The following is a 13,099-nucleotide window of genomic DNA, read 5'->3' on the forward strand; positions in this document are numbered from 1 at the left end:
TTGTGGTGGCCGCGAAACTGGCGGGCATGTCCGAACCGAACGTCTTGGAGTCGCTCCCCGACCGGTCGATGAAGCAGTCCGAGGTCGAAAAGATAGACGACAGCGATGCGGTCGAGTGGACCGAACCGCTCCGGACCGGCACGCCGCGGAACTCGGAACTGGTTCACGCATGGATTCTGGAGACCGGCGGGACCGGCTACGTCCTCCTGTACGAACTCGACGGGTGGGTCTCGCAGGGGTCGTTCGACACCGAGGACCTGTCGGAAGACGAGAAGCGAGAGCGCGGCGAGGAGATTCTGGACTTCTAGCTACGCGGCCTCGGCGGTCGTTTCGTTGCCATCGTCGGTGGTACTCTCGGGCGCGGGCAGTCCCGGCCGGAGGTCCGCGAGGTCGGCGGTCGTCGGTGCGTTCACGATGGTCACGTTCGACCCCTGCCGGACGACCCGGAAGGCGTCGGCGAACGGCCCGGACTCTACGACCCACGTGTTCGGGCCGACCTTCTCGGCCCCCTGCCCGCGGAGGAGGTCGAGATACGCGCGGTGGAACTGCCGGGCGTCAGTCTGGGTGTCCCACGCCGTCCGCCAGACGTAGCCGTACTCGGTGTCGTTCCCGACCTGTTTCCGATAGGGAACCAGCACGTCGTTGCCCCACCCTTCGGAAGGCTTGCTGGTGTAGTTGAACCAGTCGAAGCTCCCGCCGTTGGGGTAGAGGTGTTCGTTCACGTCGATAATCTCGTTGCCGTACTCGTAGCCCTGATACCAGAACATCGTGAAGATGCCGACCTCACCCATTCTCGTGGTGCCGTTGACGCCGCCGAACGAGAGGTTGGACTGGTCGAACTGGTTCCAGTCAGCGCGGGCGGTGTCCTCGAAGGAGAGTGCGACCGGCGACTCGTTGCGCCTGTCGGGGTGGATAATCTGCTCGGTGGTGTTGGGAATCTCGTCGTACTGGTCGTTGACCGCCTCCCAACCGCCCTGCTGGCGCAACTGGGCGACGTACCCCGGCCCGTCGGAGTAGGGGGCCAGAATCATCTGGCGCAGGGCGAAGTTCCGCGAGTCGGAAACCTCGCCGCCCGGCGGTTCCTTCGAATCGACCTGCACGCAGTCCCAGACCACGCCACAGAGCTGTTCGAATCGCTCCTCGACGTATCTGGCGTCTCCTTCGACCAGTCCGCTCCGGGCGCGCGACCCGTCCTCGGTCCGGGCCGAGTCGATGCCCTCGGTCAGGTCGAAGTGCTGGTCCTGCAGGGCGTGGACGAACTCGTGAACCAGCGTGGTGCTACTCGCGGTCAGGGGGTCGTCGTCCGAGACGATGACCATCTTGTCGGCGAAGGAGTTGTAGAACCCCGCGACACGCGACGACTCGTTTTCCATGACCTGCGTGGCGTTGCGGTCCTCGCCGACGACGAAGGTGGCCTCCCAGAGCTGATTCTGCCACTCTGCGGCAGTCGCCGACGAGGCCGGTTCGGCTTGGTTGCGCCGAGTCAGTTCGGCCTGACTGACCAGTTCGAGCGAGAGCGACTCCTCGTACTCCAGTTGGCGGAGGTACTCGGCCCGCGCGATGGACCGGTAGACGTAGGCCCGAAGTTCCGCCTCGGTCAGGCCGTCGGACTGGTTCACGTCGATGGTGTCGTTGTACCAGTAGCCGCCTTCCCGGCCGATGGTGTCGTCGCCGGTCGATTCGATAGTCAGCGCGCCGTCCCGGTTCTCCTCGACGCGAACGTCGGACGAGTTTTCGAGGTACACCCCGTCGAAACTGTTGTCGAGGACGGTGTTGTTCACCACCGCGCTGTCGGTCGAGTTCCGGACGAACACGCCCATCACGCCGTCGTTCGAGGTCGAATCGGCGACGGTTGACTCCTCGGCGAAAAAGAGGTAGATGCCGTATCGGTTCCGCGAGGCGTTGGTGGTCGTAATCTCGGCGTTCCGGGTGCCCTGAATCAGGACGCCCGAGAGTCTATTGTTCGTCGCCACGCTGTCGGCGACACTTGCTCCGGAACCGTTGAGCGCGTAGATTCCCGCCAGTCCGTTCCCGACTGCGGTCGCCCCCGTGACCTCGCTGTCGCTAGTCTCGAACAGGTAGACGCCGAATCGGTTGCCGGAGGTGGTACCGCCGCGGACCGCCGCGCCCTGCGTCCTGTCCAGCAAGACCCCCGCCACGTCGTTGTCGCGGGCGACGACGTTCGAGACGACCGCGTTTCGTCCTCGGCCCAGATAGACGCCGACGACGCCGTTCTCGGAGGCGTTGGTGTCGGCGACTCGACTCTCTCCGCTTCCGAACAGGCCGACGCCGAAGGCGGCGTTCCGGACGGCCTCGCTGTCGGTGACCTCGAATCCGGGCGACCGCAGGACGGTGATTCCGAAGGCGCTGTCCGCGGTTCGGACGCCCGCGAACCCTCCTCGGCGGACCGACTCTGCGACCGCGGCCCACCGCCAGTCGGTGAGGGTCACGTCACGGACCGTCACGTTCGAGACCGGGCGGTCGCCTCCGACAGCGATGCCGATGCCCGACCGGGGTTGGAGTCCGCCGGGCCGGAAGAACCGATTTGCGGCCTCGTCGGGGGTCGGTCGTATCCGGCCGTCGATGGTGTTGCCGTTGCCCTCCAGCACCACGTCGCTGGCCCGAATCCGGATGCAGGTGTCGGCCGAGGAGTCCTCGATGTCGCCGACGAGGACGTACCGACCGGACTCGTCGATGGTCGTACACTCGCCGACGACTGTGGTCTGGGCCGCCCCCGCGGACTGGTCGGTCGCTGTCAGGTCGCCCGCCGTCGAATCGGTCTGCGCCCACGCGACCCCTGCTGTGCCTGCAATCGTTCCCACCACCATCATCGCCGTGAGAAACACCGCGATTCGTCTGTGCGTCATTCTCTGTCACGAAAACGGCGCGATAGAGCATGAAACTCGGGGACGGATTACGGACGCGAGTCCTCGGATTCAACGCCGGGGCCGAGTGGTTGGAAGGTCGGCGCGGAGACTTTCCGACTGTGTGTCGGTCTTGAGCATCAAAATTATTTCTTTAGTATTCGTATTTGAGTATTAGAGAAACGTCTATATTCCTTTCGGAGTGAGAAATCCGCGATATATCTATACGGGAGTAATAGCTGGATAGTCGGAGAAATCGGGTGAGGAAACGACACCACCCGACAAGTGCTTGGAACCACGTAGACGTTTGCCAGTAATAGAATTATACCTTGTGCATAGTAGATACGTCACGCTCACGAACCGCCTGTGCCGACGTATCGAAGACATCTATCGCTTCTCAGTCCCCGAACAAGCTAGCGTGGACCGGCGCGAACTCCCGTTCGTCGGCGTCGCTCACCGCCTTCCCGTCCAGTCCCGCAGAGAGGAAATCCCGAATGGGTGGGCCGACCTCCTCGGGTTCCACGAGGAAGGCGTCGTGGCCGTGGTCGCTCTCGACGACGTGGTGGGCCGCGTCCACCCCTGCTGTCTCGAACGCCTCGGCCAGTCGCTCCGACTGCTCGACGGTAAAGTGCCAGTCGCCGGTGAAACTCACCACGAGGGCCTCGCCCGAGAACCCGGCGAGGGCATCGGCGTCCGAGTCGTAGCCCTCCGCGAGGTCGTAGTCGTCCATCGCTCTGGTCAGGTAGAGATAACTGTTGGCGTCGAATCGCTCCACGAACGTCTCGGCCTGATAGTCGAGGTAGGATTCGACCTCGCGGTAGGGGAAGAACTCGCCCGCCGGGTCGTCGGGAGCGAAGGCATCGGCCATCGCGGCCCGGCCCGCCGACCGCCGACCGAATTTTCTGTCCATCGAGTCCTTCGAGAGGTACGAGACGTGGCCCAACTGCCGGGCGACTGCGAGGCCCTCGGTCGGTTCGGGCAGGGGGTGGTCCTCCTCGTCGGTGCCGTAGTACTCCCCGCCGTTCCAGTTCGGGTCGGTCGTGATGGCCCGCCGGGCCACGGCGTCGATGGCGAGCATCTGGGGGTCGAGGCGCGCCGACGTGGCCACCGGGACGATTCGGTCCACTCGCTCGGGGAACCGCTTGGCCCACTCCAAGACGTTCATCCCGCCGACGCTCCCGCCGACGACGGCGTGGAGCGGGCCGATTCCGAGGTGGTCGAGGAGTTCGGCCTGCGCTCGGGTCCAGTCGCCGACCGTGACTGGCGGGAAGTCGGTGGCGTAGGGGTCGCCGGTCTCGGGATGCTCGCTGGCAGGTCCCGTCGTCCCGTAGCACGACCCCGGCACGTTCGCGCAGACGACGAAGTACTCGCGGGTGTCTACGGCCTTGCCGGGTCCCACCACGTCGCTCCACCACGCCGAGGCCTGTCCGCTCGTGCCGTTTCCGCTCTCGTCGCTCTCGGTCCCGCCGGCCTTCCGTTTCGGGCCGGTGACGTGCTGGCTTCCGGTCAGGGCGTGACACGCCAGCACCGCGTTGTCGCCGTCGTACTCGCCGTAGGTCTCGTAGGCGACTTCCAGCGGGACCGACCGACCGCACTCGAATTCGAACTCGCCGAGGAGGGCGGTGTCTCGCGTCCGGTTCATGTGGATTCCGTCGGCGCTCTGTCTCCTTCCGGCCCCGTTCCCCCGGTTGCGGCGTCGATGGCCTGCTCTATATCCGCCAGCAGGTCCGCGGGGTCCTCGATGCCCACCGAGAGGCGAATCAGGTCGGGCGAGACGCCCGCGGCCGTCTGCTCGTCGGGCGAGAGTTGAGCGTGAGTAGTGCTAGCAGGGTGGATGACCAGCGTCTTGGCGTCGCCGATGTTGGCCAGAAAACTCGCCACCTCGACGCTCTCGCAGAACGCCTTCCCGGCCTCGAAGCCCGATTCGAGGCCGAACGCTATCATCCCGCCGTACCCGTCGTCCAGATACCGACTCGCGTTGTCGTGGGTCTCGTGCGTGTCGAGGCCGGGATACGCGACCCATCCGACCTCGGGATGGTCGGCGAGGTATTCGGCCACGATTGCGGCGTTCTCGCAGTGGCGCTCCATCCTGAGTGGAAAGGACTCCAAGCCCTGAAGCGTCTGCCACGCATCGAAGGGCGACTGCTGATTGCCCAGACTCCGGAGCGCCCGCCACCGGACCGCCGCGGAGAGCGGCGCATCGGGGAAATCCCGCGAGAAGTCGGTGTCGTGGTAGGCCGGGTTCTGGCCCGCGAGTTCGGAGTAGTCGTCGGCGTGGGCCTGCCAGTCGAAACTGCCGCCGTCTACCACCACGCCGCCGACCGTGGTTCCGCTTCCGTGGAGCCACTTCGTCGTGGACTCCCACACCACGTCCGCGCCGCGTTCGAGGGGGCGACAGAGCGCCGGGGTGGCGAAGGTGTTGTCCACCACGAGCGGAGCGCCTGCCTCGTGGGCAATCTCGGCCACCCTGTCGAAGTCCGGCGTCACCAGCGAGGGGTTGCCGACAGTTTCGACGTGGACGAAGGCGGTCGAATCGTCCACCGCCTCCTCGTAGGCGTCGTAGTCCAGCGTGTCTACGAATCGCGGTTCGACGCCGCGCTTGCTGGCGGTGTGCCGGAGGTGGGCGGTGGTCCCGCCGTAGGTGTCGGTCGAGCAGACCACGTTGTCGCCCGAGTCGGCCAGCACGAGGAGAAGCGAGTCGAACGCGGCCATCCCGCTGGCGGTGGCGACTGCGCCTGTGCCGCCTTCCAGCGAGGCCAGTCGGTCTTCGAGGTAGCGGACCGTAGGGTTCGAGATGCGCGAGTAGATGTCGCCCTCGGCGTCCAGCGCGTAGAGGTCCGCGGCGTGGTCGGCGTCCTCGAACTCGTAGGAGGTCGTCTGGTAGAGCGGCGGCGCTCGCGCTCCGGTCGCGGGGTCTGCCCCGTGGCCCGCGTGGAGGCTTCGGGTGTCGAAGCGTTGCTGGGCGTCCTCGTTAGTCATGTACTACACGCATATTTCTGCGTAAAGTTATAACCAGTAGTTACGGCAAGGCTTGCTGAGGTGTGGGTGGCGTTCTTTCGAGGTATAATATAATTCTTTGCGCGCGAAGCGGTCGATTCAGACGCCTTCTCCCGAGACGAGTCCGACGACCGACCTGCCCCAGAGGTAGGCAAATCCGAAGACGAACACCCCGACGCCGACGAGGACGAACGCGAGGAGGTCCACGTCCAGCAGTTCCAGTAGTTCGACCGCCAGTAGGGCGACCAGCAGGAGGGCGATTCGGTCCAACCGAGCGAGGAGTTCGGGGTCGGTCATGCGGGTTCGCTGTCGGGGGTTGCCCATCAAGGTGGCGGAGAACTTCGGTCGAAGCGTGGGACCGAACCCCACGCCTCCGAAACCCATACGAAACCCGACACCGAAGCCCCGGCCATGAGCGAGTTTCCGGACTCGTCCGGCGAGTTCGTCGTCCCGCCCGCACTGGACCGTGGTGACAAGGTGGCAATCGTCGCACCGGCCTCCAACCGCGCCGTCGAGTACCCCCACGTCTACGAACTCGGACTGGAGCGTCTGCGGGAGGTGTTCGACCTCGAACCGGTCGAGTACCCGACCGCGGAGAAGGACGCCCAGTACCTCTACGACCACCCCGAGGAGCGCGCCGAGGACGTGATGGACGCCTTCGCCGACCCCGAGATTGCGGGCGTCGTGACGGTCCTCGGCGGGTTCGACCAAGTTCGGATTCTCTCCCATCTCGACCCCGAGGTTCTGCGGGAGAACCCGACCAGATTCTACGGCCACAGCGACAACACCAACCTCGCGTGCTACCTCTGGAACCTCGGCATCGTCTCGTTCTACGGCGGGACCCTGCTGACCGACCTCGCCATGCAGGGGTCGATGCACGACTACACGGTCGAGTACCTCGAAACGGCCTTCTTCGCCGACGACCTCGCTGATTTCGGCGAGATTCGCCCCGCGGGGGAGTTCACCGACGAGGACTTAGAGTGGGCGAATCCCGACAACTTGGAGCGCCACCGCGAGACCGAACCCAATCCGGGCCGGACGTGGCGCGGGGCCGACACCGCCGTCTCGGGCCGGGCGTGGGGCGGGTGCGTCGGCACCCTCGACATGCAGTTGCGGGCCGACAGATACCTGCCCAATCCCGACGAGTTGGCCGGGAACATCCTCCTGCTGGAGACCTCAGAGGAGTTGCCCGACGCCATCGAGGTCCGCGAATTTCTCATCGGGATGGGCGAACGCGGCCTGCTGGAGCAGTTCGCGGGCGTCCTCGTCGGTCGGGCCAAGGCCCGAAGTCCCCACGAGGACCCCGGCCCGGAGGCCCGCGCCGAGTACCGCCGGAACCAGCGCGAGACCATCGCTGAGGTCGTCGGCGAGTACAACCCCGACGCGCCGGTCGTCTTCGACGTGGAGTTCGGCCACACCGCGCCAATCGCTCCGATTCCGGTCGGCGGGCGCGTCGAACTTGACCCCGAGAGTGAGACCATCGCGTTCGGGGACTGAGGTTCTATCACGGCTTATAAGACGGCGCGCTTCCCATCATCGAGTGTTTCCGTGATGTCCGCTCGACGCGACCGGATACGGTTGGCGACCGTCGTGTTCGCGGTCCTCCTCGCGCAGGTACTGCTCTATCCCGGCGTGCCGGACCTCGTGGCGGCGGTCGGCGCGACCACGACGCTCGACGCGAGCATGTGGTTCCTCGCTGTCGAGTTCGCCGCGTTCGTCGCCTTCGCGGGCATCTGGGGCGCTATCAGCGACCGCCTCGGTCGGCGCGCGCCGCTGGTGGTTGCCGGCGCGCTCGGCGGTGCAGTTGGCTACTTCGCGCTGGCGGTTCTCCCCGGCGCACTCTCGCTGTCGTTCGGCGGCGTGCTGGCGCTCCGGGCGGTGCAAGGCGCGACCACCATCGGGGCGTTCTCGCTGTCGATGACGATGCTGATGGACTTGGACGGCGGCCACGGCAAGAACATGGGCGCGGCGGGTATCGCCATCGGCCTCGGGACCGCGGTAGGCGCACCGCTCGGCGGACGACTCTACGGTCTGGGCGGACTGGTCCCGCTCTACGCCGCGGGCTGTCTGCTGGTCGTCGCTGGACTGGTGGCGCTCTCGATACCCGACCGCGCTCCGTCGTCGGGCGACGAACAGGAGGCCGACGGAAGCGAGGAGGGCGGGATTCGCCGCGCAGTCACCACGCTGACCGAGCGCCCGGTACTGGGCCTGCCCTACGTCTTCGGGTTCATCGACCGGTTCACGGCGGGATTCTTCGCACTGGTGGGCACGGTCTACTTCCGGCAGGCGTTCGACCTCGACGCGGGCGCGACCGGCCTGATGCTGGGGCTATTCTTCGCCCCCTTCGCGCTCCTCCAGTACCCCTTCGGGGTCCTCTCGGACCGGGTGGGCCGGACTGGTCCCATCGTCGCGGGGTCGGCGCTCTACGGGTTCGCCGTGGTCGGCGTCGGGATTTCGCCCACGGTCCCGATTGCCGCGGTCGGGATGGTCGTCGTGGGCGTCATCGGCGCGCTGATGGCCCCGGCGACGATGGCGCTCGTGAGCGACCTCTCCTCGGAGTCGGGCAGGGGGACTGCGATGGCCGGGTTCAACGCCGCCGGGAGTTTGGGCTTTCTGGCGGGCATCGTCGTCGGCGGGACGGTGGCCGACGAGTTTGGCTTCCTCGCGGCCTTCCTGACGGCGGGCGCGCTGGAAATCGCCATCGCGCTGGTCTCGATTCCGGCCTTCCTCCGCATCGACCCGGAGGGCGTGAGCGCGTTCGGCGGGTGAGTCGGGTCGGTCCTCGTGGATATTTTTAAGTCCTCTGTACAGCCCCAGTCCACGAAGCACAGGTGCCGAACGAGAGGGGGAAAAGATTTATTAGGTCTGTGGGAGGATTTTACCCTCTATCGCAGGACCTAGAAAACCCAACCGGGATTGAAACGACGCCGCTTCCGACCCGGCTTCGCCAGATGGGGGTCGCAGAATCTAAAAAACCCAACGAGATTGAAGTTCATCTGTCGTGGGTGTGATAGTACTCTTTATCGTCCCATCGACGCACAGCCTATGTGGGGGCTTCCGTGCGAAGATTGGGACACACTCGACGCCGGAGTTGAACTGGTAGCGAGACGGCCTACGTTTCGCCGCAACCTGCTCAGATTACGCGCCCGCTCACTGTTTCTTGTTCTGCCCGATAAGAATAATAGTGCTTTAACTTTCCGCGTGAGAGACGAATCAGGTCTCGTTACCTGCATCTCGCTTTCAATTCTAATGGGTCACCCTTCGGTCAAATTTCTACAACTGATTTATTATGTAGCGAGTCCGGCAATCTAAACGCATACTGTACGTGCTTGCGATTAGCGAGTGTGAACTTGAGTGCTATTCTCTGACTGGCGTCTATCGGGTGTCCCTCGATAGCAGTTACGTTCATCGTGACCCTGAACCGGTCACTTTCTGTGTTGAGTACTGGAAACGATTCGTCGGTATCGTATATTGGCGAGACGTAGAACCGCTGGCTCTCTCCCGGCTGTACCGTGTTCTGTTGAGTAGTCGTTCCGTTCGGATATCCGACGAGCGAGACCGATCTATTCACGCCGCTCCACAGTATCGAGACCCCTCCGAAATTCACTTCTGATTCACCTTTCGTGACAGTTAGATTGATATAGTCTACTGTCCCGTTCGCCGTTACGTTCGCGTATCCCCCTTCTATTTGTAATTCTTCGTCGGAATCCGGAGCAGAGTGATGGGGTGGAGAGTCTGGCTGGATGATGCCACTTGTACTAAGAGCGAATCCGACTGTTACACCGACGATAGCTGTAATCATCAGGAGTCCGACTGCCCAGAGCGGATAGATTGACCTCGCTTTTTCAGTAAGATTGGTCATATATCGTTGTAACATATTCACATTCGCCAATTATTCCACAGCTATGACCGACTATGATTTCTCCCGTTATATGTTTTATCGCTGATTAGCTATGTGCCGATAGATGATCAACATTAATTTATATATTTTTAGTTATATAAATTTATATTAGAAATGAATAAATGATGGAGTGGTAACAGGAATGATATGGCAGATGATTACCACGAAGTAGACCGACGGACCGTTCTTAAGCAATTCGGTATCGCTGGTTCTACGCTGGCGAGTCTCGGTAGTGCGAGTTGCGCCCGTGCATCTAACGGCTCACAGACGCTATCGAAGGGTCTCGCAAAACAGGCCGTCACTCAGAAGAAGCAGGAAATTGCAGAGCGGTCCAAATTCGCGGACTGGAATGATGCTTCGGTCGGCAACGCAAAAACGTTCTATTCACGAACGCAAAGTAACCCCGTCCCGAAATACGAAAAATCTGCCTACGTGTTCCCTATCACTAACAGTGGTGAAAATCTCGGGTACATCACTGCATCCGCGACGAAGATCAACGGACCCATTCTTGAATACAGTCGCGGAATCCCGCCACACCATAACGTAGACGATGCGAAGGAAATCGCTACCATGAAGGGTCGAACCCCGACTGGACGGTTCCTCTACCGCGGTGGCGTATCCTACGGGTACGAACTCGAAGGTCGAGACGCCATTCATCTGACTGGACACTACGTGGCGAAACTACCCGAAGCCGCTCCGCCAACTGCGCTCAATTTCGACAGCGCCACCTCAAAGTCTCGATGGAAGCGCCTTACGTCTGATTCATCGACTAATTCGATTCAGTCCAAAGATTCTGCCTCCACGTCATCCCTCCCGAGTACGGTCTTCATAGATTCCGTCCCCGGATACAACAATAATTACGATGCAGGTGATGATGTATCTGGCGGTGACAGGAATTCAGACTTTGTCGGTAATGGTGATGACCCTTGGAAAGATTACGACGGCTGTGCCCCGTTCTCCGGTGCCATCGTCGTCGGATACCACGAAGGGATTGATAATACTGCCTCGTGGTCAACTAAGAACACCCTCATCGACAAGATGCACCTGAACATGAATACCGGCGATGATGTCTACACAGATTTGCAAGACATCGCGCCAGGAATCGAAGCCTACTCCGACGGTAGCTATAGTTACTCCGCCAACACCCAAACGAACTTCTCTGAGTACGACCTGAAGAAGTCCATTTACGACTTCAAACCGGCTCTCCTTACGATGTGGGACGGTGGTTCGCCCGAGGAAGACGGATATGACCCATACGGCAATCATACTGTCGTCGCGGCAGGTTACGAAGAACGTACTGATGGCCTCTTCTGGGGCATCTACGATACCTACGATAACGACCCTCACTGGATAGCGAACGGCAACTGGAACGACGCTGACACAACATTCGTGAGTAGAACGTAACCGTAGCGGCCGAATTCGTCTGAATCTTTTTTAAGCGACGATACCGGCTCCGCTCAGGGATACTCGACTGCTAGCTATCACGCAATGTTCGTCCTCGCGCGCATCCAGCGATTCCTTGCCTTGAACACCATCCCGTTCAAGGGCAATGTGGTCTTGGTCCGCGTCGCAGAAATGAGTGAGGTTATTTATATTATTTGAACTTCGGCAAGCACTTCCGCGAGACTGACGGCTAGATAGTCGCAGAGCCCGAAATTCACAACAAGAAGTCCTTACACGTCGGCGTTGTAGAGCGTCCCGACGAAGAATCCGACCACGACGAGAAACGCGAGACTGGTCACGTCGAGGTCAAGCAGTTCCACTATCTGAAGAACGACGACGGCGGTCAGCAGGTAGCTGATGCGGTCGAGTTTCGCGCCGAGGACGGAGGCGTCGTCGCGGGGCATTAGCGTCCGCTTCGGAGGCCGGTTCAAAGGGTCGGTCTCCTCCGACCAGGGTTCAGCGGCGAAATCAGACAATCGTTTATAATTCTGAAGAACTGAAATACAATCTGTAGGAGTGGAATTACAATTGTCTCTCCCGCCAAAGCGACCTTCGGCCTACCGAAGCACTTCCCGCGCCGCTTCGACGCCGGCCTCGGTGTCCACGTCCTCGCCGGTCTCCTCGAACGCCTCGCCGATGGTCCGAATCCCGCGCAGAATCTGCTCGCTGGAGAGGTTGCCCATGTTGCTCACGCGGAAGATTTCGCCGCCGAGGTGGGCCTGTCCGCCGGAGATGGAGACGCCGCGGGCCTCCACGGCGTCGAAGAAGTCCTCGGGGTTCTCGCGGGTGTGGGCCGGGAGCGAGACGCCGGTCAGGGTGTTCGAGTACTCGGTGGCGTCGTTGCGCTCGGCGAACAACTCCAGTCCCATCGCGGTGAACGCCTCGCGGAAGGCCTCCGACTGCTCGCGGTGGCGCTCGATTCGCTCGGGCATGCCCTCCTCGACGATGTTCTCGACAGCGACCGCGAGGCCCCGGAACAGCGGGACGGCGCTGGTGAACGGCGTCTGGTGGGAGTCGGCCTTCCGGAGGTGCCAGTCTAAGTCCTCGTAGAACGGCGCGGCATCGCCGTCGAACTGCTCCTGTGCGGCTTCAGTCGCGTACATCGCCGAGGTCCCCGGCGGCGCGGCCAGACACTTCTGGGCGTCGGTCACGGCCACGTCTACGTTCCAGTCGTCGATGCGGAACTCGTCGCCGCCGATGGAGGTCACGCCGTCCACGACGAACGTCGCGTCGTGTTCGTCTGCGATTTCACCGACCTCCTCGACCGGGTTCAGCAGGCCCGTGGAGGTCTCGTTGTGGACCATCGTCACTACGTCGGTGTCGTCGTCCACCGTCTCGGCTACCGCGTCGAGGTCGATGGAGTGGCCCCACGTCGCCTCTACCGGGTCCACGGAGGCGTAGCGGTCCGCGATGCGCTTGAAGCGCCGTCCGAACTTGCCGTTGACCAGCGGGACGACCTTCCCGTCCTTGTCCCGCCCGCTGAGTTCGCCGACGAGGTTGGCCACCGCGGCCTCCATCGCCATCGTCGCGGTCCCGTTGAAGATGAGCGCGGTCCCGTCGCTGGCGGTCTCCTCGGCGTCGAGCGTAGATTGGGTGAACACGTAGTCGAGAGCGTCTTGGGCGCGCTCGTAGACGGCCTCGAACTCGGCCGACCGGTGGGATACCATCGGCTCACTCATCGCCTGTCGCACGTCCCGCGTCGTCGGGACTGGTCCGGGGTTCAGGAGGAGGAAGTCCTCTCGCATACGCCCATGGTGGTCCGGCCTCGGCTTAAGTACGCGGGGTCTTCGCAATTTCCGCCAAGTTCGTAGGGACCGATTGACTGCGCGAATCGACTGACCGCCCGAATCGCCCGCGAGTCGTGACAATCGAGGGCCAAAGTTTCCTTACCCGA

Annotated in this window: 11 protein-coding genes; 4 read left to right on the top strand and 7 right to left on the bottom strand. The window is 62.6% G+C overall.

What is annotated here, in order from left to right; translation table 11 throughout:
* The first annotated feature begins 5 nt into the window (after positions 1-5).
* Positions 6-308 carry a DUF7964 domain-containing protein gene (locus P2T57_RS10530; RefSeq protein ID WP_276299159.1) on the top strand — a complete coding sequence of 101 codons (303 nt, stop codon included), beginning with the start codon at positions 6-8 and terminating at the stop codon, positions 306-308.
* On the opposite strand, the gene P2T57_RS10535 is transcribed toward P2T57_RS10530, so the two are convergent.
* The 4 genes from P2T57_RS10535 to P2T57_RS10550 all read right to left on the bottom strand — a co-directional run bounded on the left by P2T57_RS10535 (position 309) and on the right by P2T57_RS10550 (position 6,158).
* On the bottom strand, positions 309-2,867 hold the full coding sequence (locus tag P2T57_RS10535; protein WP_276299160.1) for an Hvo_1808 family surface protein: 2,559 nt from the start codon (positions 2,865-2,867) through the stop codon (positions 309-311).
* A 394-nt stretch (positions 2,868-3,261) separates the two neighbouring features.
* Positions 3,262-4,506 carry a homoserine O-acetyltransferase MetX gene (gene metX, locus P2T57_RS10540; RefSeq protein WP_276299161.1) on the bottom strand — a complete coding sequence of 415 codons (1,245 nt, stop codon included), beginning with the start codon at positions 4,504-4,506 and terminating at the stop codon, positions 3,262-3,264.
* A complete protein-coding gene (locus tag P2T57_RS10545) occupies positions 4,503-5,843 on the bottom strand; it encodes an O-acetylhomoserine aminocarboxypropyltransferase/cysteine synthase family protein (RefSeq protein WP_276299162.1) in 1,341 nt (446 codons plus the stop codon). Before P2T57_RS10545 ends, metX begins: the two co-directional genes overlap by 4 nt.
* A 117-nt stretch (positions 5,844-5,960) precedes the next feature.
* Positions 5,961-6,158 (bottom strand): hypothetical protein, encoded by a 198-nt coding sequence (locus P2T57_RS10550; RefSeq protein WP_276299163.1) that lies wholly within the window; start codon positions 6,156-6,158, stop codon positions 5,961-5,963.
* Positions 6,159-6,272: 114 nt separating this feature from the next.
* Between P2T57_RS10550 and P2T57_RS10555 the strand changes: the two genes are divergently transcribed.
* Together P2T57_RS10555 and P2T57_RS10560 are read left to right on the top strand one after the other, a co-directional pair.
* A complete protein-coding gene (locus P2T57_RS10555; RefSeq protein ID WP_276299164.1) occupies positions 6,273-7,358 on the top strand; it encodes a S66 family peptidase in 1,086 nt (361 codons plus the stop codon).
* A gap of 54 nt (positions 7,359-7,412) precedes the next feature.
* On the top strand, positions 7,413-8,630 hold the full coding sequence (locus P2T57_RS10560; RefSeq protein WP_276299165.1) for an MFS transporter: 1,218 nt from the start codon (positions 7,413-7,415) through the stop codon (positions 8,628-8,630).
* Positions 8,631-9,126: 496 nt separating this feature from the next.
* Here the strand turns inward: P2T57_RS10560 and P2T57_RS10565 are convergent, their stop codons facing one another.
* Positions 9,127-9,663, bottom strand: coding sequence for a hypothetical protein (locus tag P2T57_RS10565; RefSeq protein ID WP_276299166.1), 537 nt, complete (start codon positions 9,661-9,663; stop codon positions 9,127-9,129).
* A gap of 246 nt (positions 9,664-9,909) precedes the next feature.
* On the opposite strand from P2T57_RS10565, the gene P2T57_RS10570 reads away from it, so the two are divergent.
* The gene (locus tag P2T57_RS10570) at positions 9,910-11,166 is read left to right on the top strand and encodes a C39 family peptidase (RefSeq protein ID WP_276299167.1); all 1,257 of its coding nucleotides are present in this window, start codon (positions 9,910-9,912) and stop codon (positions 11,164-11,166) included.
* Between the two features lie 269 nt (positions 11,167-11,435).
* Here the strand turns inward: P2T57_RS10570 and P2T57_RS10575 are convergent, their stop codons facing one another.
* A complete protein-coding gene (locus P2T57_RS10575) occupies positions 11,436-11,609 on the bottom strand; it encodes a hypothetical protein (protein WP_276299168.1) in 174 nt (57 codons plus the stop codon).
* Between the two features lie 153 nt (positions 11,610-11,762).
* Entirely contained in the window at positions 11,763-12,950 is a 1,188-nt protein-coding gene (locus P2T57_RS10580) for a pyridoxal-phosphate-dependent aminotransferase family protein (RefSeq protein WP_276299169.1), read from the bottom strand.
* Between the last annotated feature and the right edge of the window lie 149 nt (positions 12,951-13,099).

The organism is Halorussus lipolyticus, assembly GCF_029338375.1.
Classification (GTDB): Archaea; Halobacteriota; Halobacteria; order Halobacteriales; family Haladaptataceae; genus Halorussus; species Halorussus lipolyticus.